The following is a 21,781-nucleotide window of genomic DNA, read 5'->3' on the forward strand; positions in this document are numbered from 1 at the left end:
CCCACCCTATGATCCCGAGGACCGCACGCCCGCAGACATCGTCACCACCATCACCGCGATGGTCACCACAGGTGACTCAGTTGGTGTGCCGGATCAGGGTTGAGGTCAGGACGCCGAGTCATAGCGGTAAGCCCGACCACAGTGGCCGAGATCGCCAGGAGTGTGGCCCCGCCAGGTATGGCCACGGGACGCTGAGCTGGTCCGGCGGCGGGTCGAACACCCCGGTGAGGACCGTGACGAGGGTCTGGGACACGCCCAGCCCCAGAAGGGCGCCCAGGACCAGGGCCGGAAGGGTGATCACCACCGCCGTGCCTGCGATGAAGCCGATCAGGTGCGCCCTCGTCGGACTCCTGTGGATCGGGCCCGTCAACTCCGCACCACTGCAAGGAACCGAGGTACTGCTCCTCGACGACGCCACCCAGGCCGGGTCGGCGATCGCCAACGCGGCGACCAAGGCACTATCCGACAGGACCTGACCGGCCGCGACCCGGTCACGCTCGTGACCGGGTCGCGCACCAGAGCTGACACCAACCGATCGGCCGCCGGCGGTGTGCCACCGACGGCTCCGGCAACGTGTGCGCCGCCTGGCCCTGCTCTGACAACCCCACCAGGGGACGTGTGCGGTGTCGCCCATTTGTCACCCGATTGTCAACGTCCACCGCCGGGCGATACAGCCCTTGAGATACCTCACGGGATAGCCCACACACGCATTTGATCATGTCTTGGGCTGCGGAAACGCCGTCAGGCGGCTCCTGTGGAGGGTGAGTGGGTTGGGTACCTCGCCGGCCGGCGAGCGGCTCGCAGCGCGAACGCCTCGCCCTACATACCGAAGCGGGGCCGGGAACTGCAGGAAGAGGTTGCTGGTGGGGTCGGCGCGTCGGGCGCACATGCTCGCCATCCTTCCGAGGTAGGCAACAGAAGCTGAAAGCCAGTGTTCTCAGAAAAACCCGAGCAGCACTCGTGTGAAAACACGGAAATTTCCCGGAACCTTCACGGAGCCCACGGCGGCGCCGGTTCCCTGCGAACAGGCCTGTTTTCTGTCGGATGGGGGCGATAGCGTACTTGTGTGGTGCCGGAGCGTGACCGGCCCTGGAAGGGAGGCTGTCGAGGTGTCGGAAGTCAGGGTCCGTGACATCGTCGCGTTGCCGTTTTCCACGACCCGCCAGGAGTTCCTCGACCTGACCACCGGCGACTTCGACGTGTTCTGCCGGTGCGTGGTGGCCGAGGCCACCCGGCGGGTACCGCCGGCGCTGGGTTTGTTTCTGCGCGAGCCCCAGTGGCACGACGACTGGGTCGACGCCCTGCTCGGCGCCGAGGGGGACCTGCAGCTCGCGGTGATGCGATACCGCTTCACCGACGGCCCCGACGCGCGGCGGACCCGCAACAACATCGAGTCCCTGGCCCGGGTCCGTACTCGCCTGCACCAGGTTCGCCTGGCGGTAAACAGCGCCGGGCCGCCGCCGAGACCACCTCGCCGGCCGGCGACGGAGAGGACGACGTGGTCCGGCGCGCCACCAAGCGGCTGGCCTGGCTTCACGCGGAGGAGTACCACACCCTGTTGGGCGAGGAACTCCACCGACGCGGCACCGACAATCGTGTCCGCGAGCTCCCGCCTCCCGCCGACGAGCTCGGAGGCTGGGCCCTCGAAGTCGGCTACCCGGACCTGGAACCCGTCACCGAACGGGTGCGACGCCTGCTCGACGCGGACGGCGACATGTTCGACCGCATCGTCGGCGACGACGTCACCCGCCGCTCACCGGAGCCCGACCTCGGCCACCCCCTGGTCCTGGCACGCTGGGAGACGGTGCTGGACCGCCTGGCCCGCGACCGGATGGACCTGCTTCGCATCCCATGGCGACCCGACGCCACCGTCTCCGACGTGGACCTGGTCACCGCCGGCCTCGACGAACACCAGGCGTACGAGCGCATCAACCTGTTCCGGTTCCTCGTGCACGTGCGCCAGCGGTGGATGGAGAAGAAGATCCTGACCCGCAGATTCCACACCGCCGTGGTCGCCTGGCGCACGGAGGTCACCACCACGGCCCGCGCCGCAGCCCGCGCCCAGTTGCGCGACCGCCACGAAAGCGAGTACAGGGAACTACTCGCCGCGGCGGCAGTCGAGCCGCGACCCGACCGTCCCGAGCGGCAGGCCCCACCCCCGCAGGCCGTCGTACCGCCGTCGCGGCCCCAGCGGGTGGCGTCGCTGGTCGACCGGCTCCGCGACGCCGGCTGGGTGGCCATCGTCGAGGACGTTCCCGGACCACCCATGCAGGTGTACGTCACTGCCTCCCGAGGTACCCCGCGCGCCAGGCTGCGGGCGGCGTTCCGGCGCGGCCGGAACGGCAGCGGCACCGGACACTCCTGGGACCTGCGCTTCGCTGGCATCCGCCTCGACGGCGCGCCGGACTGGACCCGCCTGCCCGGCATGGCCGAGCTCGTTGAACTCGCCGCCGTCGACCACGCGCACCTGGCCGAAATCGCGGCGAAGTTCGCCACCCCTGCGCAGTACGGATCCATCGCTGCCGGAAGAGGAGGCAGACGCCGCCAACACCACAGCTGATCCAAGCACCCCAACTGCAAGCGCCTCGGCCCGCATCGCCAGCGTCGAGCGTCACGACTACATCTTCCACGCCAGCGACAACCCGGCCCGTGAGATCCGGATCGCGCTGCTTCCCTTCGTCCTGCGCTGAACAGGGAGGATCCCGGTGACCGACCCGCTCCGGGAACTGGCCGAGGACAACGCCCGCCAGCTCATCACCGCCCACTACACCCGCCGCCTGGCCCAAGCCGAGGCCGCGCTCGCCGCTGCGCAGGCCGAGGTGAAGCCGGACGAGGCCGTCGACCATGTCGGGCAGGTGGTGGAACTGGCTCGCGCCGCTCTGACCGCCTGGACCGTCCGCGAGGAGATCACCGCCAGCAGGCCGCCGAGACCGGCGGTGGGCCACTTCCCGCCCGATGACCCGCTGCAGGCCGAGATCGTTGCCATGACCGGGTACAGCACCGCCGAGTCGATCGCCATCGCCGATACCACCGGCCTCCCCGACGACCACCCCGACCGGATCGCCACCGGCACCCTCATCGCGGAGCGGCAGACGATCCGCGGGTACCTGCGCCGGCGGGGCCACCTCGACTTCACTGAAGGCACCGGCGGAATACCGGGGCTCTGACCTGCGAAAATTCCTGAGAGCGCCTGTGTGGCGGCCTGCCTGCCACCCACCCTGTTGTTGCTGGTCAGCGGGTGCGCTCGCGCACGGGCACGTCGAGGCGGAAGAGGGCGTCGACCTGGGCGATGGTCAGGGCGCGGGTGGTGTCGACGGTGATCTTGGGTCGTGCCCATCCCGCTGTCGTGGCCGAGGCGAGCCGGCCGGTGACGGGCCACCAGCCGATCGCCGACCGCAGGGCGGCGAGGTGCCGGGCCCGGGTCGCGGGGGCTAGGTGGCCGAATCCGTGGTCGAAGGATGAACGCAAGACGGCGTTGCCCGCCGGGGTGTCCAAGGCAACGATCGGCAGGTGCGCACCGAGCCGGCCGAAGAGTGTGTGAGCGTCTGGCGGTGCTTGACCGCGGTGCCCTCGGCCCAGGCGGTGTCGAGCCGGCCGGCTTCCATCTCGGCGTCCTGCCAGGCGAGGGCGTCGAGGATCAGAAGGTGGCGTTCGGCGTCGCTGAGCCTGAACTGTTCGTTCATCGCCGGGACGCGGTCTTCACCGGGCGGCGGGGCCTGGATCAACGACGAGAGGAACTTAAACTAATAGCGGCCCGTAGCCGGCTGGCCAATCAGTTCATCGAGGAGTTCGGCGCCGGTGTCCGCGCCGTGTGCTGCGCGGATCGCGGCGCCTAGCCGGGCGGCGGCCGTACGATGTGGTCCGTCTTGGTTGAGTTCTGCGAGGATGGGGCGTAGCTCATCTGGGGTAGCTTCCTTGCGCAGTAGGCGCCCTGCTCCGGCGGCTTCGACTGCCTCGCCGACCATCGGTTGATCGAGGAGTGGGTGCATCGGCATTACCGCGACCGGCAGGTCGTGGGCAAGAGCCTGCATCGTCGTCGCGTGTCCGCCGTGGCCGACTACCAGCGAGACATGAGGCATGAGTTCCCTATGGGGGACAAATCGGTGTACGACCGCATTCCTAGGGACCTGCAACTTGGCGCCGTCGATCACTGGGCCTGTCGTAACTACTATCCGGGTGTCCAGGGGTGCGAGGGCATCCAGGATGTTTTGCATTGCGAGGGTTTGCCCCGGGAAGTTGTAGGTACTCAGACTGACCAGCACCGCCGAGTCCGTCGTGGATCGAGGTGAGCCCGTCACCATCGGGCCGGTGTAGTGGAGATTCGCCGGTTGGCGGACTGCCGCACCAGGGTCGAGTTCGGCGAGCGACGCCACCAGAGTCATCGCAGCCGAGTTCCAACACCGCGCTGGCTCGAGAATCCGGATCGGTTCAGCCAGTGCCATACCGTTGAGCCAGCCAGTGCGAAGGAAGCCGTCGAAGAGGTGCTCCAGGGTGACGTAGCGCAACCCTGCCTGGTTCGCGGCGTGCAGTGCTCCGATGAGCAGGCAGTCGATGATCACGAGGTCCGTCGGTCGGGATCTCGCCTCGGTGACCACGTCCTCGCCCATGCCCCGGTCGCCGAAGGTCGCAGCCACGACCTCGGGCGGGTTGGAGCTGGCGGATGAGAAGGGGAGCGCCTTCTGGTAGGCAGTGAACTCGAACCCTGCCGCGGTGATTGCGGCACGCTGGACGTCGTGGCCAAGGAAGCGAACTCGGTGCCCCCGGTCGCCGAGCCGAGCAGCGAGGCCAAGCGCGGGCGGAACGTTGCCGCCGCCGTCCCAGGTGGCGAAGAGGATGTCGGCCATGTCAGGCCTCCTTGTGGGATGTGCCGAGCAGGGTGCTCAGCAGGTGCATGATGCGTAGCTCGGTCGCCTCTCGGCTGAGGCCCCGGTCACGGCGGAGCAGCTTCCAGGTGTAGACGTCGGTCGCGACCACGAGTAGGTCGATGAGAGCTTCTTTGTCCGGGGGCGCCACCTTCTCCAACGAGGGGGCGAAGGTCTCCAAGACCCAGTCTCGGTGGAGCTTGCGTCCCCGCTCGGTGATCCGGCAGATCGCTTCCTCCACTCTTTCCTGGGCGAGCAGCAGGATGACCCCGTCGCCGCGCAACTCGTAGTGCTCGACGATGGCACGGGTGGCACCTTCGACGTCGCCGGGAATGGCTCGCCTCTCCTCGGTGACGACCTCGGCGCCGTATTCCATTGCTGCGTCGAACAGCCCAACGCGACTCCCGAACTGGCGAAGCACCGTCTGCACGCTCACCCCCGCTCGTTCGGCGACGGCTTCGAGCGCGATTGCGGGGGTGAGCCGCTCGGTCTGCAGGCCGAAGGCGGCTTGCACGATGCGGCGCCGGGTGGCCTCGACGGTCTCGGCGCGAGTCTTCATGGTGTACTGCCGACTTGTTTTCATATCAATTACAGTTCACACCAAATCATAGTTGACGTCAATAGCAATTAACACGAAATCCATCAGGTTCGACCGACCCCAACCGACTCTGCGTCTCGAGGTCGATGCATTGATCCTTTGAGTGCTCCTTCAATTCCAGACACCACAACCAGCGGGCGAACCGGCCGGAGGCTTAACGTGACTTTCCCGAATGTTGGTCCTCAAGCCCCACGAGTTCCCGGAGTTCAGGGAAACTGAGGGTTCTTCGGGTCGAACTCACGTGGGTTCGGGTCAAAAATGGGTGTCAGCCTCTGGGTTCCCGGCGAACCTGTGGTCCCGTGGGTTACTGCCAGATCGCCAGATCGCCGGCTGACATGCATACCAAGCGCAGATCGGCTGGTCCGGTCACGCTCCATGCCTCGAAGTCCGGGGCGGGCTTCACGTTGAGGTGCAGGCCGCTGTCGAAGACCAGCCGCAGGCTTCCGGTTTTGAAAACGACCGAGGACAACACTCGGTTTCCGAACAACGGCAGTGCCGCGGCGACGTCCTGTCGCTCTGGCACCAGCTCGACGGGCTGGGCCGTGGGGCTCCAAGCTGGGCCGTGGGTCAGCGTCGCTGGAGCTTCGATGGTGACCTCGGCGCCGCAGTCCAGGATCAAAATCAGCTGGTGGCTGACCCGGATCTGCTCGACCTGGCTGCCGCGGAACGGCAGCAACCAGCGGTCGTCGTGCTCGACGAGGGCGGTCGGTTCGATCATCGGGATAGCCTGACACGTAGGGCTGGGTAAGTTGCGACGGCTGCGGAATCCGAGCTCACTCGAAGTGTCGTTCTGCGGCGGTTTCGAGGTGTTGTCGGGCGGCGTGGGCGTAGCGGATCGCGGTCTTGGGGTCCAGGCCGAACACGGCGGGCCAGGTGCAGCGGGTCGGCGCCGACGGTGAGGGCTTCGTCGAGTTGCCGGTCGACGCGGAGTTGTTCGAGGGTCGCGGTCTGGCCGCGGAGGGACTTCTTGGCCCAGAAGGTGCTGACCGGGCCGATCTCCACGGCGGTGTGCTGGTTGATGAGTAGGTGAGGGTTGGCGGTGTTCGGCCAGCGGGCGCGGCGATGATCCAGCCAGTCGAGGAGGGCCTGGGGGTGAACTCGTCAATCGGGCGGAGGCGTCCGGCGATGATCAGCCTCCGGTTGCCGAGGTCGACGTCGTCGAGGAGCAGTTGGGCAACCTGCTTGTTGCGACCGGCATGGACGCGGCCAGGACGAGGATCAGCCGGGCGGCCGGGGTGGTTGCCGATGCGACGGCGCGTTCGATGTCGGCGGTCCGGAGTTGCTGGATGACGCCGTAGGCGTGTTCGCCGACCTTGATGCCCCGGGTCGTGTTACGGAAGATCAGGTTGTTCTTCCTGCAGAAGGAGAACAGTGACTGCAGGGACACCAGCACGTTTCTCCTGGTGGAGCCGTTCCTGTCCTCGATCGCGGCGAGGATGTCGTCACGGGTCACCTCGCGTAGGTGCCCATAGCGGATCGACCAGTCCAGCAGGATTGGCCTGATGTTGTTCATGTGGTTGTAGGTGGTGAACGGAGCCCGGGGCTTGGCGCGCGGTCCGCCGTCGTGCAGCGTCCGCAGCCAGGTCCCGGTGTCGCCGGCGACGCCGGATGCCAGACCGGTGAGTTTGCGCTCCAGCCAACCGTCGAACGCCCGTGGCCGGTCGTCGACCAGGACGCCCATTTCGGCGAGAACCTCGGCGACCCGTTGGATCGGAACGGTCGCCCGGTTCAGGCCGGCCAGGAGGTCGGAGTAGAAGACCTGGTCGCCGTCGACGTGTCCGGACAGCACGATGACGAGGCCGCGGCGGGCTGTGTCGTGAACGATTCGTGGCCATCCCCGCCCCTCGCCGAATCGGTGGGCAACATGGGTGGCCCAGGCCAGCCACGGATTGGCCGGATCAGCGGGGCCCTTTCGTCGAACCGGGAGAAGTCGCGGCGGATCCCATCGACGAGCAACGGCTGGACCCAGCGGGACGCCGGCCGCGAGACGACCGGAGGGGGCTGCTTGCGGGGCCTTCCTCGACGGCCGTATCCCTTGCCTGGCCCGATCGTCGCAGCACCACGCTGGGAGTGCAGGTTCGCCAGGAACAACTGATGATGGGCGCCGACGCCCTCGAGGAAGTGGACTGCGGTGGCCCTTCCACCGGTCTTGCCGCTGGTGCGAGCGGCACCATGCGCTCGCGCGCCCCAGAGCCCCGGGCGCCCTTGCCGGCTCGGACGTGCAGTTTCCCGAACCGGCCGAGGTCCCACTTGATGTCGGCGAGGTCGGGGCGAACTTGCGGCAGGTCACCAGGTCACCCCGCCAGCCGGCGAACAGCACCTCGACCTGCGGCGCTGACGGCGGGATTCGCAGCGCGGCGTCGCGCTGGCCCCAGGGCCGGTTGAGCTCGTCGATCGGGCACTCGACGATCCGTCCGGTCAGCTGGTGAATCTCGACCTTGTGCCGCAACTCCAGGAACAGGAAGTACGTCTTCAGCGCCTGCGCCCGGGCCAGCCGGGTGCCCTTCGCCGCTGTGCGCGCGCCCCGCCAAGGGCAGGGCGCCGGCGGGCGCCGCTCGCTGGCCTGCAACAAACAGCGGCGCTCGCACACCAACGCCACGCCTGCCTATCGCCGGGAAACCCACATCAGCGGTAATGCGGAGGCCAAGCGCCCCCGCCCCGATCAATACGGCCAGCAGTCCATGTTCCGTGATTCCGGAAATCAGCGCCGCGCCTTCCGCCACGACAATGATCTGCCGCGCGACATTTTTCCAAATGCATTGCGTGGACGTAACGTCGGCCCTGAGAGCGAATACTGCAAGGCCGTCGGAGACGAGCCGAATAGCAACCGCCAGCCCGGACGCGGCGACCAAGACCCAGCCTCCGACCTCCAGTGCGTGACCTGCGAGGACTCCCCCGTCCACGAGCAAGCCGATACTGCGCAATACGGACAGAGCGATCGGCAAACCCGGTCTAGCCTCAGAAGGTATGAGGCGGAGAGATGAAGTGGAAGCCGCCGAAGAACACCACCCAAGCCGCCGCCAGCGGTGACACGATCACCCGGCTGCGCGTCGGGATGCTCGACGCGGCCCACCAACTCGGTGTCAAAAGCACCGTTGTGGTCTGGAGCCGGGGCCTGCTCGACTGGTCCGAGGAGCGCATCCAGCCAGAGATCCTCAGGTGGCTCTACGAGCGGATCGAGATGCTCCTGGAGGAACAGCGGGAGAACGGGATCGCCATGGCCGACCGACCCGGCGGCGGCAACGCCGCACACGGGGCGTGGATGGCCAGAGCCCTGACCCTGACCCAATCCGGCACCCAGTACGTCCAGGCCAACCGGGTGCTCACGCCCATCGTGACCGCCCCGTCGAACCTGCTCGCGGAATTCCAGCTCGCCGACTTGGTCACCGCAGCCACCACCCAGGCCATCGCAGGCCGCGACAACGGCCTGAAGCTCGTGCCGCACCTGAAGAACCTGGCCCGCACCAGCTACTACGGCACCATCGGCGGGGCCGGGCTGGTGCTGTGGCCCAGGCCCGCGATGCTCGACCTGCACTACTGGGTGTTCGGCGAGCGCGTCTACGTCCAGGGCGGAGCCCAGACCACCCTCGGCCCGACGGGCGACCCGTTCTCGCCCCCGGGGCGCCCGTTTCAGAACGACGACGGGATCCCGCCGTCTCCCCCGGCCCTCGACACAGCCACAGCCACAGCCATGATCACGTCATGAGCTCTCGTGGAGTGCCGGCGCTGATTGGTCAGTCCGATGCTGCGTCAGGCCCGTTCCGTTCGCGGCGGTCGGCCGCGCCGAGCTCGTCGCCCACGTCCCCGCGAGTCAGGCAGGCCGGGTGACCAGCACGCCGGCGGTCACGGTCGAGGTCAGAAACCCAAGACGGTCGGCGAGATCCTGCACCTTCGGCGCGGCGCACCGCAGGTGCTCCTCCAGTGAGATCGCTACGCGCACCCACCGCCCCAGCAGGTCGATCTGGTCCGGCTCGATCTCCAGGGCCCCGCCCAACTTGACGGCCGTGCCGAGTGCGCCGGCCATGCGCTCCAACACCCGCACGACTCCGGCGAGCCAGTCCACGAAGCCCGCCTCTGTCAGCTCACCAGCGGGCACCGGCACACCAGCGGCACGCAGCACCCGGCCGAACTCAGGCCAGTCCAGATCGTGACCATGTTCGGATGACATGGGCACTAGTGTCTCAATTAGGTCGATACGCGGGCGTCGCGGGCCCTGATCCACGTGTGCAGCACAGCTCGAACGACCTCCTGGGCCAGTAGTCATGAAGACCCGTTATGGCTACGTCGAGCCCGAAGTCCGAAACGGTGGCCCAGGCGGCGTTTCAGACGGTGAACCAGACGGCGTCACGGACGGCGCAGCGGAGTAGGATCTGGGCCATGACAATGACGACTTCGGTGACGGTGAAACTGCCGAGCCAGATGGTCGCGGCGGCCCGACGTTGGGCCGAGCGCGACGGGACCAACGTGTCCGCGATGACCGGCCACGCCCTGGAGGAACTGATCACCCGGCTTGAATTCGCCGAGCACGCCGAGATGCTGCGCGCGGCCGACGCCGCCGACCCCGACCGGCTCCGCCGGCGTGCCGCCGCCATGGGCCGGGGCCTGGCGGCATGGAAGGCCGACCGCGAGCTGGGAACCGACGCGGAGTGAACCAGCCTGCCATCCCCCCGCAGTCCAGCCGGCCCTACCAGGGTGAGGTCCGCGTGTCCGACCCGTCGCCGCTGACCGGTGAGCGCGAGCTCTACGTCGTGGCGTCGTCGGACCTGTACAACGAGGCCGGCGGCCCGACCGTGCTCGTCGCCGAGATCGAGGTCGGCACCCGGCTCCGGGCCACCCCGCTGAAGACCGCGATCGAGACCCCGTGGGGCGTCGTGCTCTGCGACCGGCTCACCTGGCTGCCGGTCGAGTACGCGGGCGAGCACTTCGGCCAGCTCGCCCCCGATGAAATCACCGACCTGATCGAAGGATCCTGCCGGGTCATCCGCGGGGCCCGGCCGGTCGGCTAAACATGGACACCGACTGGGCACTGACGGAGCTGAACAACTTCCTGCGCCTGACCGAGTTGTACTACCCGCCCGATCCACCCGGGATGATCATCATGACTTCCCATCTCAGCAACCGCGGCGAGGACGCCGACATCCTGGCTTCGGCACAGGTCGTGGAGCAACTTTTTGACCGCGTGATCAAAGACTGGCGGCACGTCGTGCCCAGCGAAGACAACACCCAGGTCAACCGGTGGTGCCAGCACCGGGAGACAGCCGAGCGGGTAAAGGCCGTCCTGCTCCGCCAGGACGAGGTGCGCGAAAAGCTCGGAGACAACGCGCCCGAGCTCAACGCCGCGCATCTTCACCCGTGGATCTGGGACGGCGCCCGGTCGCTGTGGCAGAGCGGCCACTATCGCGAAGCGGTCCGCGCCGCTGCGGTGATGCTCAACGCCGAGACCCAGAACAAGGCCGGCCGCCGGGACGTCTCGGAGACGGACCTGTTCAAACAGATCTTCACCACCGACGACCCACAACCCGGAAAGCCCCGGTTGCGCTTGATGGTCAACGACGGCTCCAGGACGTTCACCAGCCTGCACCGAGGCATCATGGCCTACGCGGAAGGCTGCTTCGCCGCGATCCGCAACCCGTCGAGCCACACCGTCCAGGACGAACTCCCAGAAGACCACGGTCTGGAACAACTCGCGGCTTTCAGCGTCCTGGCTCGATGGGTCGACACCGCCACTGTGCTGCGCTAATCGGGGCAGAGGAAGGGCCGCATGCACTGGGTGCGGCCCTTCCTCGTCAATGCAGCCGCAGCACCGCCGTGACCACTCGCGCCACGCACTCCACCGCCGCCTTCGCCTCCGCCTCCACAGGAGTGGGAGCGTGGCCCTTGTGGATCGCGCGGTTTCTCACCTGCACCACATCGTCGTCGATCTCCTTCCTGGTGAGGCCGGCAGGAATTCCGTTCGCTGTGTGCAGGAACATCAGGATCCCGCCGAGCATGCGAACCTGGGTGCCGACGTAGGCCGGCTACCAGTCCAGTCGGATGCCGTAGACCCCTGGGCGGGCGTCAGTGACCGCGATGCACACGCTGGGGATGTCGTCGGGCAGCAGTTCGCGGAGTTCCTCCTCGGGGGCGGACGCCGTGGCCTGGTGGAACGCCACGCACCGGGCCGGCACCGCTCCCGGGGCGAAGCTGATGTGCAGGGTGTACAAGGGTAGGAGTTCGAGCACGACCTGCCCCAACCGCGTCTCAGGCCCCATGTCCGTCGGCGGCACGACGGTGTATTCGATCATCGTCGTCTCCCCCTCGGCCAACGGCCGGCCGAACAGCAGCTCCGCGCTGAACTGGCCCGTTGCCGGGTCCCACCGCACCCCGCCGCGTCGGCAGCCCGCCAGGTCCACCAGCCGGGGCGGCCCGGAAACCGGCTTCTCGGGGCACCACGCCATGACCTTCCGGGTCACCCCGTCGGCCAGGGACCGCAGAGTCATGCGCACCCGTCCCTGTCGGACGGACCCGTTCGCGCCGATCGTGACGTGGTTGTCGATGCTCAACGGCCGCAGGACCGACCGGACCGGCATCTCGAAGTCCTCGACCACATCGACGATGGACGGCCACAGGCCCAGATCCATGTTCCGGCTCCTGGGGCCGCGGCTACGCACCCGGGGAGAGCGGAGCAGCCCGACCAGGGCCCCGGGCGGCAGCCGCAGCAGCTCCTCCAGGACGGCGACTCCGTGCAGCGACCCCTCCCGCTCGGGTTGGGATCGGCCGGTGCTCCAGTAGCTCAGCGTGGCCGTGCTGATCTTGATGCCGCGCTCGGCGAGCCGGCACTGCAGCCGGCCCAGGCCCAGGCCCGGGCGCTGGACGGCCAGCGACAACGCCAGGTGGAACGGGCCGTCCGACAGCGCCCGGTCAAGTTCGGTCTCGAGATCGGAACCCACGTCAACCCCCCTGCGGGCCGTACGACTGGTGCACGGAGTGTATGTGCTGGATCCGGCCGGGTAAACGGACAACCCGGTAGGACCGCGAGGAGGAGGTTTCCTGCGAAGGGGCGTCCTTCCACGGCCATCATGTACGGGGCTCCGTGGACAACCGCCGGACACGCTTCGCGCCAAGCGAAGGTCCACATCGTCACGTGGCGTCAGCTAACGGGACATGAAGGTTCCCTCAACGCAGCCTCAAACCGGTTAACAGCTATTAACTGCTAAGCCAGGGTCGGCGCCTCCTCGGCGTGCCGGAAAGGCGAGAACCCACCTCGAAACAGTCCGCCACCACCGAACCCCCAACCGGACTCGATAGTCGCGAGCCCATCATCCTGTTCGACACTTAAATAGGAATTCGTCAGCTTGGCGGGGTGTCGGTGTCCACCGCGGGCGGCACCCGGCAGATCAGCAAGGACGGGCACCTGGTGCTCAACGGCGACGCCTACCTGCTGCCGTGGAGCCAGAGCGCGGAAACCAAGCGGTACCGCTGGAACGCGGCCTCGGCGAGCACCACTTGGACGCTGCCGACGTCGTGGGGCAGCCGGGCGTCGGTGAAGCCGTACCAGCTGACCGACACCGGCAAGCACACTCAGGCCGGTCGGTGGCGGGCGGCGCTGCGGGCGTTCGGCCGACGCCACCAGGCGGCCGCTGACACCCGACCGGTAGCCGCGCGCGCAGCCCCGACTCGTCGCCAGGCTCGCTACGATGCCGTTTGGCCTATGGACAGCCCGAGGCCCCTGGTCGCGGGCGATGCCGGCTATCTCCGGTGTTGCACCTGACGTCCCGGACGGCAGGTCTGCGACAGTGGGCGCGGATCCCTTTGAAGGTAACCATCCACGCCGCCAGCACCAGGATGACCGGGCGAGCGAGGTCGATTTAGCTTAACCGGGCGCGTGCCCGACACCTTTCCCGGAACAGCCCGACACCTTTCCCGGAACAGTTAGTCACCAGGTGAATCAATGTTTGGAGCAGCGCCTTCAAGTTCTGGCCTTACAATTGCCTGAGCAGCTATTTCTGCCACGCTGAACTATCTCCTCACTGGCGCATATACCCCCGGCGAGCCGGATTCGACTTCAGACGGTGTCGGACGGCTTCTGGAAACCAGGAAGGAAGAAGACGATGAAAGAGTACAAGTACGTCTGTGAAGATGATGACAGTCTCATCGCGTCTGACAATGAAGAGGAGTTCCGGAAGATCCTGGAGGACCACCTCCGTAAGCATGATATGACCGGGGTGACGCTGAACGAAGCAGCTGAGAAGGTTCTGGCCAAGGTCAGGGAAGGCATGAAGATGGCATGACCCGCATGGCACGACGTTCTGCGGGACGGGTTGCATCGAGCAGGTCGTTCCCGCGGAACATGGCCTCGTCCGAGGCGCAAGCGGAGAGAGCCATCAGCATCGTGGCCGCGCCGACATGGAGGCCTTCGGGCTCCGACAACGCCGCGTGGAGCACTTCTGACACCGCTTCGGTCCCCTGTGCGTTCAGCTGATGCTCTGCGGCGTATTCAAGCATGGGCAGACGCGGTGACCGACGTCAGCGCGTTGCTCGCTTCCTTGCTTGCCCGCCCGATCGGGGCGGTCACCCATGACGACCCGAAGACGGTCCGAGGCTGGGTCGCGAACAAGCAGGACAACAACACAGCAATGTCCCTGGGCAACCTCGCCCGCGGCATCGCCTGGGCAATACTGCTCCCAGCTCCTCTGGCTGTGGACTCCATCCTGATGTTGTTCTACAAGCTTGAAGTCACCGGGCCGTTCGACGGGCTGATACTCGGCCTCATCATCCTCATGATGATGCTGTACCTGATCAGAGCCTCGTTTGCGCACTACATGACGGACGAACAGATGGACAACGCTGGCCCGATCCGGCGCCTCCTGATGCGGCCCGGTCATGTGGATCTGCCGTTCGGCGTGACGGTGATCGGCGGACTCTGGATACTTGCCATCTGGAGTTGAGGCGGCGACATCATGTGGTGCGGCGCCGGCTTGGTCATCAGCGGCCTGTTCACCGATCAGTGATCATGGAAGGATCAGGAAAGTGAAGAAGTACGTCCTCTTCGACCACGACGGTGTGCTGGTGGATACCGAGTTCTGGTATTACAAGGCCGGGGAGCGCGCCCTGGCCGACATCGGCGTGGCCCTCGACAAGGATCAATACCTTCGGGACATGAACCAGGGGCTGGGCACGTGGATCCGGGCCAGGGAGGCTGGCGTTGACGAGCAGACCATCGACAGGCTGCGGGTGGTGCGAAACGATCTCTATCAGGAGTACCTGAAGACGGAGGATATCGAGGTCGAAGGCGTCGTCGACGCCCTCGCCGAGCTGTCCAGACACGTCCGCATGGCCATCGTGACGACGGCGAAACGTGTGGACTTCGACCTCATCCACGAGAAGCGCCACATTCGGCAATTCATGGATTTCATTCTTCTCCGTGAGGACTACGCGCTCGCCAAGCCGCACCCGGAACCGTACCTGACCGGTCTCCGGCGCTTCGGGGCCACCAAGGAGGAGACGCTGGTCGTGGAGGACTCGTCCCGAGGGCTGACTTCGGCCGTGGCTGCCGGTATCGACTGCGCCATCGTCTACAACGACTTCGCCAAGGCGAACGACTTCTCGCAGGCCACCTATCGCATCAAGACCCTGATGGAGTTGAAGGACATCGTCCTTGACGTGCCCTCACCATCCTGAGTATGCCGCGCGAGGGGCAGGCCCGAGCCGTCCGGCGACGTGTAGTCCCAAGCCGCTCCGTGCCACCGCAGCACAGCCGCCGACGGGCCTGACACCGGAGCACCCGCTGTAACGGACCGCACCGACTACGCCGGCATCGACGTCATCAACATCGCCGGTATGTACACGATCCACGAGATCGAACGCCATTTCATCCGCGAGCACGGACCCCAAGCGTTCTGGGAAATCGATGAGGACCCTACGACGTCATCCCGACCCCCAACAGCCTGACCGCCCGTCACGCTTCCTGGGTGACCCGGCAGTCGGATCCCCTTCAGTTGCCAAACTCGCTTCCTCGAGTGCCACACTCGAGCATTCCGTCGCGCGACCGAGGCACGGTGGATGGTGCGTGGCATACCCCGTCAGGTCTGGGTCAGCGTGCCAGCCGTGTCATCTGTTCGGGCACTCACCGCCGCGTCCTTCCGGTAGGCCCGGCACGCGGGAATGATCAGGGCGTGGCTACCATCTCCGATGTCGCGCGCGCCGCCGGCGTCTCCCGTCAGACCGTGTCCAACGCGCTCAACGCCGCGCACCGGCTCGCCCCCGACACTCTGGCCCGGGTCACGGCCGCGATCGAGGCGCTCGGCTACCGGCCGGACCCCACGGCCCGCAGTCTGCGGACCGGCAGCCGGCACGCCGTCGCGTATCCGGTGCCCCCGGACAACCCCGACCGGCCCAATGCGCTGATGGGCGGCTTCCTGCACTGTCTGGTCGACGAGGCGGGCACCCGGGGGTTTCGGATCCTGCTGACCCGGACCGACCGGGCGTCAATCGCCGAGGTGATCGCCGCCCGGCAGGTGGACGGGTTCGTGCTCTCCGATGTGCTGAGCGCCGATCCACGACTCGCCGAGTTGGACGCCGCGGGCGTGCCCTATGTGGCCTTCGGTCGCCTCGGCGGGTCCGGCGGCTGGGTCGATGTGGACAGCGCTGCGGCGATGGCCGAGGTCGTCGAGCTGCTGGTCGCGCAGGGGCACCGGCGGGTCGGGTACCTGGGCGCAGCGGAGGACCTGCCGTGGATGCGGGACCGGCGGGCTGGGTTCCTCGCCGCCGCCGATCGTCTCGGGCTGACTGTCGAGTCGCGGCCGCTGCCGGACGCGCTGCGCGCCGCCGACCGGCCCACCGCGATCGTGGCCGGCGATGACTGGCTCGGGCTGGCCGGGTACCGGATGATCGGCGAGGCCGGACTGGTGCCGGGCCGGGATGTCGCCGTCACCGGCTTCAATGACCTGCCGCTGTGCGATCTGGTCAGCCCGGCGTTGACCTCGGTGCGGATCCCGGTCCGACTGATCGCCCGGGTCCTGGTGGGGCGGCTGCTGGACCGGCTGGCCGGCGGCCCGACGCCGGAGCACGGTGCCCTGGTGGCCGGCGAGCTGTTGGTCCGGGCGAGCACGCCGGTGCGCCAAGGATGACGTAAAACGTTGACTTTGATCGATCAAACGAGTTCTCTTGTGATGGATTTCGTTGACTCATGTCTGAAGGAGTCGCTCCATGCGCAAGAAACTCATCCTGGCCGCCGGCGTGCTGGCGGCCGCCTTCCTGGTGGTGCCGGCCACGCCGGCCGCCGCCCTCGACAACGGCCTGGTCCGCACCCCGCCGATGGGCTTCAACAACTGGAACTCCACCGGCTGCGGTCCGGACTTCAACGCGGCGATGGTCACCGGCATCGCCGACACGTACGTCAGCTCCGGACTCAAAGCCGCCGGCTACACCTACGTCAACATCGACGACTGCTGGGCCCTGCCGAACCGTGACACCGCCGGCAACCTGGTGCCCGACCCGGTCCGGTTCCCCAACGGCATCAAGGCCGTCGCCGACTACGTGCACGCCAAGGGGCTGAAGTTCGGCATCTACTCCAGCGCCGGCACGCACACCTGTGACGTGAAAGGGTTCCCCGGCGCGCTCGGCCACGAGCAGGCCGACGCCAACCTGTGGGCCTCCTGGGGAGTGGACTACCTCAAGTACGACAACTGCAACAACCAGGGTGTCGACGCCAAGCAGCGCTACACCGCGATGCGTGACGCGCTGAAGAACACCGGACGACCCATCGTGTACAGCATCTGCGAGTGGGGTGCCAACGCGCCATGGGAGTGGGCGCAGGGCATCGGCAACTCCTGGCGGACCACCGGCGACATCAGCGACAACTGGCCGACGATGATGACCATCGCGCACCAGAACGCGTCACTGGCCAGCTACGGCCGACCGGGCGCCTGGAACGACCCCGACATGCTCGAGGTCGGCAACGGCGGCATGACCGACACCGAGTACCGCACGCACTTCAGCCTCTGGGCCATGATGAACGCACCGCTGCTGATCGGCAGCGACCTGCGCACCGTGTCAGCGGCAACCCTCAACATCCTGCGCGACCGCGACGTGATCGCCCTGGACCAGGACCCGCTGGGCCGCTCGGCAACCGAGGTCACCAACGCCGGCGGCAAGACGGTCATGGTCAAGGTGCTGGCCAACGGCGACCGCGCTGTCGCCCTGGTCAACGAGAACAACCGGCCGTTGACCATCACCACCACCGCGGCGGAACTCGGCATGGGCGGCTCGTCGGCGTACGCGGTCAAGGACCTGTGGACGAAGGCGACCAGCACCAGCGCCGGCGTGTTCAGCGCGGTGGTCCCGGGGCACGGCACGATGCTGCTGCGGGTCACCCCGAACGGCCGGCCCGGCATGCCCACCGGCATCACCCAACTCGCCGACCTACCCTGGCAGAGCGCGACCAGCGGCTGGGGCCCGGTCGAACGCAACCTGAGCAACGGCGACCAGGCCGACGGCGACGGCCGCACGATGACGATCGGCGGCACCACCTACCCGCGAGGCCTGGGCGTGCACGCCGGCAGTGAGATCGTCTACCAGCTCGGCGGCGACTGCACGTCGTTCACCGCCGACGTCGGCGTGGACGACGAGACCGGCCCCAGCGGTTCGGTCGTCTTCCAAGTCCGCAAAGACGGCGCACTGGTCGCAGACAGCGGCCGCCGCACCGGTGCCGACCCCGCGACCCGGTTGACCGTCGACCTGACCGGCGGCCAGGAACTGCGGCTGGTCGCCACCGACGCCGGCGACGGCATGAACTGGGACCACGCCGACTGGGCGAACGCCCAGGTGATCTGCGGCCACGGCCCGGCCGCCGGCACCTGGAGCCTCAGCGCCCTGCCCTGGCAGAGCGCCGCCGGCGCCTGGGGTCCGGTCGAGCGGGACCGCAGCAACGGCGAGCAAGGCCCCCACGACGGCCACCCGATCTACATCGGCGGCGTGTACTACCCGACCGGCCTCGGCACCAACGCCGCCAGCGAGATCGTGTACTTCCTCGGCGGCACCTGCTCGACGCTGGGCACCGACGTCGGCATGGACGCCGAGGCCGGCACGCGCGGCTCCGTGGTGTTCCAGATCTACGCCGATGGCGTCAAGGTCGCCGACAGCGGCGTGGTCCGAGGCGCAGAGGCGGCCCGCAGCCTCACGGCGAACCTGACCGGGGCAAAGGAACTGCGACTCGTCGTCACCGACGCCGGCGACGGAGCCAACTCCGACCACGCGGACTGGGCGGGGCCGACGATCACCTGCTGATCATCCTCGGACAACCCCGGCAACCGACCTGACCGGATGTGCGGGACGCGTGCTCATCTCATGGGCTTCTCCACGGGGTGGGCATGCGTTCAGGTTCACTGCGGGCTGTTCGTACAACGGTCACAGCGCGGATGGCGCAAGCAGGAACCCGTGAACGCCGGTCAGGAGGCACTACTTCTCCCGCGGACGCTCCTGACCCGCGGAATCGGACCCACGCCGTACCTGCAGGCGGCCGAACCTGCGGCGATCGGACCCACGGTCCTTCGGTCCATCGCGCCGACACCAGATCGGCCAGGCTCTCAGTCGAAGACGACGCGGCCGTCCTCGACGACCCGGCAGGCGACGGATCGCCCGGTGGCCGCATCAGCGCGACCGCCCGGTCCCCCTCGTGGTCCGGGCGGACCGTGGTCAGCACCGCGCCGCAGATCTCACCGGCCGTCACCGCACCGGGGCCAGGTAGTCGGCGACTGCGCGCACGTCAATGTCGCGGTCGGCGCCGATCCTACGAAGGTGCCCGCCCTCGGCGACGATCACGTTTCAAAGTTGATCAAGGGCCGTGTTTCATGAGTGTGCCGGGTGAGGCATCATCGGGCGATGATCGGTGATGCGCGAGGCGGCCTGGACGGTGGTGGCTTGGACGGGCGGCGACTGATCGCAAGCCGACCGTTGAGCGGACTCGCGGTCGCCGCGTTGGTGCTCTCGGCGCTCGGGGTCACCAACGGCCTGACGGGGATGGTCGGCGCGGTCTTGGGCCATGTGGCGTTGTGGCAGATAGGCAAGAGCGGGCAATCTGGGCGCTGGGCCGCTGTCGCTGCCGTCGTTATCGGCTGGACGTTGACGGTGTTGATGTTCGCGGTCCTCGTGCTGATGTATCAGACGATGAAGGACTTCGATTGAGGGTGTAGCCGCTCGCCGATCACGGCGATGAGAACTGTGGCCACGTAGCGGACGGCGAGCTTGATGCCCCTATGGATGTCAAGCTCGCCGCCCACTACGAAGCCACGGTCCTGATCGCGGTGATCAACGAATGGTCATGAACTACCGAAGGCGCGCAAGGATCTGCCCCGGTTCGATCTGAGACCGGACATGGATGAAGGTCCTGTCCTGCCCGTATTCGGCCCTACCCGCCAGGATCCGGGGTCGCACATGGCGAGGAAACCGCCAGATGATCTTCACGAGCCGGGGAATGATCAAGATCTCAGGACAGTGATCGGGCAGCTCCGGGCGCGATGAGAACAAGTATCGGACGTTCCTTCTGGCCGCGCGCCCGTAGCAGCGATACCGGGGAACGTCCAGAAAGACAACCGCATCGGCGGCACGGAGCACTTGATCCGAGACGCCGTCAACGACCCACGACTCCTGGGCGATGAGGTCCGCGATCCTACTGTCCCGCTCCACCTCGGGCGTCTTACGCCACCTCTCCTGCCACACGATCTGATCGAGGCCGAACCACGGAAGGTCCAAACCCGCCGCCAACTGCCGGCTGAGGGTGGACTTCCCCGAACCGGCATTGCCTGTCACCAAACCCGCCTCACACACACCCCCAGCCAGGCCCGCACATCGCAAAGCTAACCAACCGCATCAAGGCGCAGGATTGATCTACCTGCGTCGCTGGGGCTTGTCGTTGCAGCGACCGGACAAGCGTGCCATCGATTTTCGATCACTAGGCCGCCAGGCGCTCGACCACCGCCTGGACGCCGGCTAATGTGACCACGTTTGACGACAGCACAGTGGATGGAGCGGGCGTGGTGGATCAGGAGACGGCACAGGGCATCCCGGTACAGCCGGATCGCATCGACGAGGATCTAGCATCGCTGACCGGGGCCGAACGTAGCGCCCGTCTCGTCCAGCACCTCGCCACCGGGACGCGGGGCGATCGCCTGTCATGGATCAGCGAGCTCGCCACCCGCTCTGAACGCCACGGGCTGTCGCTGCCTGAGATCCGATCGATCGCGGCCGACCTCGCCTGGCTCGCCCGGGACGCCGGGCAGCGCTACCCGGGCTCCGCCGACTGGGACGCGGCGGCCACGGCCAGCCGCCGGCACCGGCTGATCCTGGCCTATGTGCACGGCCAACGGCTGCGGTACGACTTCAAGTTCGAGGCGCTGCAGGCGCAGACGTACACCTGGCTGACCGAATTCGGCGATGACGCCCTCATTCTGGCGCTGGCCGCGTTCGCGGCGCTGGGCATGCGTACCGCACGGGGGCTTGAGCTCTACCGGCAGGCGATCGCCGCACCCGACGCCGACGGGAGGACCCGGCACGTGTGCCTGCACGCGATCTGGTTCGCCGACCATGTCCCGGACCAGCCGCAACTGGTGCTGGACCTGTCCAACTCGATGATGACCACCGGCACCGGCGACGCGAACCTCTTCTACCGGCGCGCCTACGCGCTGCGCAAACTCGGCCGCTACGACCAGGCGCTCGAGGAGATCGACCGGGCCATCGGCATGCTCGCCCCCGGCAACAACGCCGTCCACCAGGACTACGTACGCGAACGCGAACTGATCACCGCCACCAGGCAGATGCGCCAGTACGCCGACACCCTCACCCGCGACCTCGCCGACCAGGTCACCGCCCAAGCCGACCGCCGGATCACCGAAGCCTCCACCAAGCTCGCCGAGAAGGTCGAATCCGCCCAGCGTGTGGTGTCGGAGAGCACCCTCAAGGTCGTGGAGATCCTCGGCCTGTTCGTCACCCTCGCAGGCTTCCTCATCGGCTCAGGAACAGTCGCCTTCACGGCATCGACATTCGGCCAGCGAATCACATCCATGCTCATCATCCTCAGCGGATCGCTGATCTTCTTCCTCCTGCTACGGATGGTGACCGGGTACCGGCGACGTGGGTAGGCAGTGTATGAAAGTTGATCATTTAGGCCTGTCGCGGAATTGCCAGGTCTGGCCCCGATACTCGATCAGGAACAGCGTTCAGCAGATCACCGACCAGATCCATCATGATCCATACAGCAAACACCGATCTTTAGCGTTGCTGATCACCATGATCCCGAGGTCCGCACGTCCGCGGACATCGTCACCACCATCTCCGCGATGGTCAT

Annotated in this window: 25 protein-coding genes; 15 read left to right on the top strand and 10 right to left on the bottom strand. The window is 67.3% G+C overall.

Annotated features, from left to right (window positions below; translation table 11 throughout):
• Positions 1-118: 118 nt before the first annotated feature.
• Positions 119-301 (bottom strand): hypothetical protein, encoded by a 183-nt coding sequence (locus IW245_RS11835; RefSeq protein WP_197003223.1) that lies wholly within the window; start codon positions 299-301, stop codon positions 119-121.
• A gap of 16 nt (positions 302-317) precedes the next feature.
• On the opposite strand from IW245_RS11835, the gene IW245_RS11840 reads away from it, so the two are divergent.
• The 3 genes from IW245_RS11840 to IW245_RS11850 all read left to right on the top strand — a co-directional run bounded on the left by IW245_RS11840 (position 318) and on the right by IW245_RS11850 (position 3,167).
• The gene (locus IW245_RS11840) at positions 318-476 is read left to right on the top strand and encodes a hypothetical protein (protein WP_197003224.1); all 159 of its coding nucleotides are present in this window, start codon (positions 318-320) and stop codon (positions 474-476) included.
• A 1,022-nt stretch (positions 477-1,498) separates the two neighbouring features.
• Positions 1,499-2,560 carry a hypothetical protein gene (locus IW245_RS11845; protein WP_197003225.1) on the top strand — a complete coding sequence of 354 codons (1,062 nt, stop codon included), beginning with the start codon at positions 1,499-1,501 and terminating at the stop codon, positions 2,558-2,560.
• 145 nt (positions 2,561-2,705) lie between these two features.
• Positions 2,706-3,167 carry a hypothetical protein gene (locus IW245_RS11850; RefSeq protein WP_197003226.1) on the top strand — a complete coding sequence of 154 codons (462 nt, stop codon included), beginning with the start codon at positions 2,706-2,708 and terminating at the stop codon, positions 3,165-3,167.
• A 64-nt stretch (positions 3,168-3,231) separates the two neighbouring features.
• Here IW245_RS11850 and IW245_RS11855 read toward each other — a convergent pair whose 3' ends face one another.
• From IW245_RS11855 to IW245_RS11875, 5 genes are all read right to left on the bottom strand, one after another.
• Entirely contained in the window at positions 3,232-3,495 is a 264-nt protein-coding gene (locus IW245_RS11855; RefSeq protein ID WP_197003227.1) for a site-specific integrase, read from the bottom strand.
• Positions 3,496-3,743: 248 nt separating this feature from the next.
• Entirely contained in the window at positions 3,744-4,844 is a 1,101-nt protein-coding gene (locus IW245_RS11860) for a glycosyltransferase (RefSeq protein ID WP_197003228.1), read from the bottom strand.
• A gap of 1 nt (position 4,845) precedes the next feature.
• The gene (locus tag IW245_RS11865) at positions 4,846-5,421 is read right to left on the bottom strand and encodes a TetR/AcrR family transcriptional regulator (RefSeq protein ID WP_197003229.1); all 576 of its coding nucleotides are present in this window, start codon (positions 5,419-5,421) and stop codon (positions 4,846-4,848) included.
• Positions 5,422-5,764: 343 nt separating this feature from the next.
• Positions 5,765-6,178 carry a DUF6188 family protein gene (locus IW245_RS11870; RefSeq protein ID WP_197003230.1) on the bottom strand — a complete coding sequence of 138 codons (414 nt, stop codon included), beginning with the start codon at positions 6,176-6,178 and terminating at the stop codon, positions 5,765-5,767.
• A gap of 411 nt (positions 6,179-6,589) precedes the next feature.
• Complete coding sequence (locus IW245_RS11875) at positions 6,590-7,249, bottom strand: site-specific integrase (RefSeq protein WP_197003231.1); 660 nt, start codon at positions 7,247-7,249, stop codon at positions 6,590-6,592.
• A gap of 1,191 nt (positions 7,250-8,440) precedes the next feature.
• On the opposite strand from IW245_RS11875, the gene IW245_RS11880 reads away from it, so the two are divergent.
• Positions 8,441-9,166 carry a hypothetical protein gene (locus tag IW245_RS11880; protein ID WP_197003232.1) on the top strand — a complete coding sequence of 242 codons (726 nt, stop codon included), beginning with the start codon at positions 8,441-8,443 and terminating at the stop codon, positions 9,164-9,166.
• A 105-nt stretch (positions 9,167-9,271) separates the two neighbouring features.
• Here the strand turns inward: IW245_RS11880 and IW245_RS11885 are convergent, their stop codons facing one another.
• On the bottom strand, positions 9,272-9,628 hold the full coding sequence (locus tag IW245_RS11885) for a hypothetical protein (RefSeq protein WP_197003233.1): 357 nt from the start codon (positions 9,626-9,628) through the stop codon (positions 9,272-9,274).
• 209 nt (positions 9,629-9,837) lie between these two features.
• On the opposite strand from IW245_RS11885, the gene IW245_RS11890 reads away from it, so the two are divergent.
• The 3 genes from IW245_RS11890 to IW245_RS11900 are packed head-to-tail and all read left to right on the top strand — an operon-like array spanning position 9,838 to position 11,200.
• Complete coding sequence (locus IW245_RS11890) at positions 9,838-10,110, top strand: hypothetical protein (protein ID WP_197003234.1); 273 nt, start codon at positions 9,838-9,840, stop codon at positions 10,108-10,110.
• Between the two features lie 53 nt (positions 10,111-10,163).
• A complete protein-coding gene (locus IW245_RS11895; protein ID WP_197003235.1) occupies positions 10,164-10,466 on the top strand; it encodes a type II toxin-antitoxin system PemK/MazF family toxin in 303 nt (100 codons plus the stop codon).
• Positions 10,467-10,468: 2 nt separating this feature from the next.
• Positions 10,469-11,200 carry a TIGR02391 family protein gene (locus IW245_RS11900; protein WP_197003236.1) on the top strand — a complete coding sequence of 244 codons (732 nt, stop codon included), beginning with the start codon at positions 10,469-10,471 and terminating at the stop codon, positions 11,198-11,200.
• A gap of 46 nt (positions 11,201-11,246) precedes the next feature.
• Here IW245_RS11900 and IW245_RS11905 read toward each other — a convergent pair whose 3' ends face one another.
• Positions 11,247-11,450, bottom strand: a complete 204-nt coding sequence (locus tag IW245_RS11905; RefSeq protein WP_197003237.1) for a hypothetical protein — start codon at positions 11,448-11,450, stop codon at positions 11,247-11,249.
• 27 nt (positions 11,451-11,477) lie between these two features.
• The gene (locus tag IW245_RS11910; protein ID WP_197003238.1) at positions 11,478-12,389 is read right to left on the bottom strand and encodes a hypothetical protein; all 912 of its coding nucleotides are present in this window, start codon (positions 12,387-12,389) and stop codon (positions 11,478-11,480) included.
• A gap of 413 nt (positions 12,390-12,802) precedes the next feature.
• Between IW245_RS11910 and IW245_RS11915 the strand changes: the two genes are divergently transcribed.
• The 7 genes from IW245_RS11915 to IW245_RS11945 all read left to right on the top strand — a co-directional run bounded on the left by IW245_RS11915 (position 12,803) and on the right by IW245_RS11945 (position 19,623).
• The gene (locus IW245_RS11915) at positions 12,803-13,210 is read left to right on the top strand and encodes a glycoside hydrolase family 101 beta sandwich domain-containing protein (RefSeq protein WP_197003239.1); all 408 of its coding nucleotides are present in this window, start codon (positions 12,803-12,805) and stop codon (positions 13,208-13,210) included.
• Positions 13,211-13,550: 340 nt separating this feature from the next.
• Entirely contained in the window at positions 13,551-13,730 is a 180-nt protein-coding gene (locus IW245_RS11920) for a hypothetical protein (protein WP_197003240.1), read from the top strand.
• A gap of 225 nt (positions 13,731-13,955) precedes the next feature.
• Positions 13,956-14,387: a hypothetical protein gene (locus tag IW245_RS11925; protein ID WP_197003241.1), complete on the top strand. Its 432-nt coding sequence runs from the start codon at positions 13,956-13,958 to the stop codon at positions 14,385-14,387.
• Between the two features lie 82 nt (positions 14,388-14,469).
• Positions 14,470-15,120 carry an HAD family hydrolase gene (locus IW245_RS11930; protein WP_197003242.1) on the top strand — a complete coding sequence of 217 codons (651 nt, stop codon included), beginning with the start codon at positions 14,470-14,472 and terminating at the stop codon, positions 15,118-15,120.
• A 494-nt stretch (positions 15,121-15,614) separates the two neighbouring features.
• Positions 15,615-16,568 (top strand): LacI family DNA-binding transcriptional regulator, encoded by a 954-nt coding sequence (locus IW245_RS11935; protein ID WP_197003243.1) that lies wholly within the window; start codon positions 15,615-15,617, stop codon positions 16,566-16,568.
• Positions 16,569-16,647: 79 nt separating this feature from the next.
• Positions 16,648-18,726, top strand: coding sequence for an NPCBM/NEW2 domain-containing protein (locus tag IW245_RS11940; RefSeq protein WP_197003244.1), 2,079 nt, complete (start codon positions 16,648-16,650; stop codon positions 18,724-18,726).
• Positions 18,727-19,320: 594 nt separating this feature from the next.
• A complete protein-coding gene (locus IW245_RS11945; protein ID WP_197003245.1) occupies positions 19,321-19,623 on the top strand; it encodes a DUF4190 domain-containing protein in 303 nt (100 codons plus the stop codon).
• A gap of 141 nt (positions 19,624-19,764) precedes the next feature.
• Here the strand turns inward: IW245_RS11945 and IW245_RS11950 are convergent, their stop codons facing one another.
• Positions 19,765-20,247: a P-loop NTPase family protein gene (locus IW245_RS11950; protein ID WP_197003246.1), complete on the bottom strand. Its 483-nt coding sequence runs from the start codon at positions 20,245-20,247 to the stop codon at positions 19,765-19,767.
• A gap of 224 nt (positions 20,248-20,471) precedes the next feature.
• Here IW245_RS11950 and IW245_RS11955 point away from each other — a divergent pair, with 224 nt between their 5' ends.
• Positions 20,472-21,575 (top strand): tetratricopeptide repeat protein, encoded by a 1,104-nt coding sequence (locus IW245_RS11955; protein ID WP_197003247.1) that lies wholly within the window; start codon positions 20,472-20,474, stop codon positions 21,573-21,575.
• The last annotated feature ends 206 nt before the right edge of the window (positions 21,576-21,781 follow it).

The organism is Longispora fulva, assembly GCF_015751905.1.
Taxonomy (GTDB): Bacteria; Actinomycetota; Actinomycetes; order Mycobacteriales; family Micromonosporaceae; genus Longispora; species Longispora fulva.

Excerpts from the sequence above, each read along its gene's own strand:
- IW245_RS11840 (WP_197003224.1), top strand. The coding sequence starts at position 318 with ATGAAGCCGATCAGGTGCGCCCTCGTCGGACTCCTGTGGATCGGGCCC.
- IW245_RS11860 (WP_197003228.1), bottom strand. The coding sequence starts at position 4,844 with ATGGCCGACATCCTCTTCGCCACCTGGGACGGCGGCGGCAACGTTCCG.
- IW245_RS11865 (WP_197003229.1), bottom strand. The coding sequence starts at position 5,421 with ATGAAGACTCGCGCCGAGACCGTCGAGGCCACCCGGCGCCGCATCGTG.
- IW245_RS11870 (WP_197003230.1), bottom strand. The coding sequence starts at position 6,178 with ATGATCGAACCGACCGCCCTCGTCGAGCACGACGACCGCTGGTTGCTG.
- IW245_RS11880 (WP_197003232.1), top strand. The coding sequence starts at position 8,441 with ATGAAGTGGAAGCCGCCGAAGAACACCACCCAAGCCGCCGCCAGCGGT.
- IW245_RS11885 (WP_197003233.1), bottom strand. The coding sequence starts at position 9,628 with ATGTCATCCGAACATGGTCACGATCTGGACTGGCCTGAGTTCGGCCGG.
- IW245_RS11890 (WP_197003234.1), top strand. The coding sequence starts at position 9,838 with ATGACAATGACGACTTCGGTGACGGTGAAACTGCCGAGCCAGATGGTC.
- IW245_RS11900 (WP_197003236.1), top strand. The coding sequence starts at position 10,469 with ATGGACACCGACTGGGCACTGACGGAGCTGAACAACTTCCTGCGCCTG.
- IW245_RS11905 (WP_197003237.1), bottom strand. The coding sequence starts at position 11,450 with ATGCTCGGCGGGATCCTGATGTTCCTGCACACAGCGAACGGAATTCCT.
- IW245_RS11920 (WP_197003240.1), top strand. The coding sequence starts at position 13,551 with ATGAAAGAGTACAAGTACGTCTGTGAAGATGATGACAGTCTCATCGCG.
- IW245_RS11940 (WP_197003244.1), top strand. The coding sequence starts at position 16,648 with ATGCGCAAGAAACTCATCCTGGCCGCCGGCGTGCTGGCGGCCGCCTTC.
- IW245_RS11945 (WP_197003245.1), top strand. The coding sequence starts at position 19,321 with ATGATCGGTGATGCGCGAGGCGGCCTGGACGGTGGTGGCTTGGACGGG.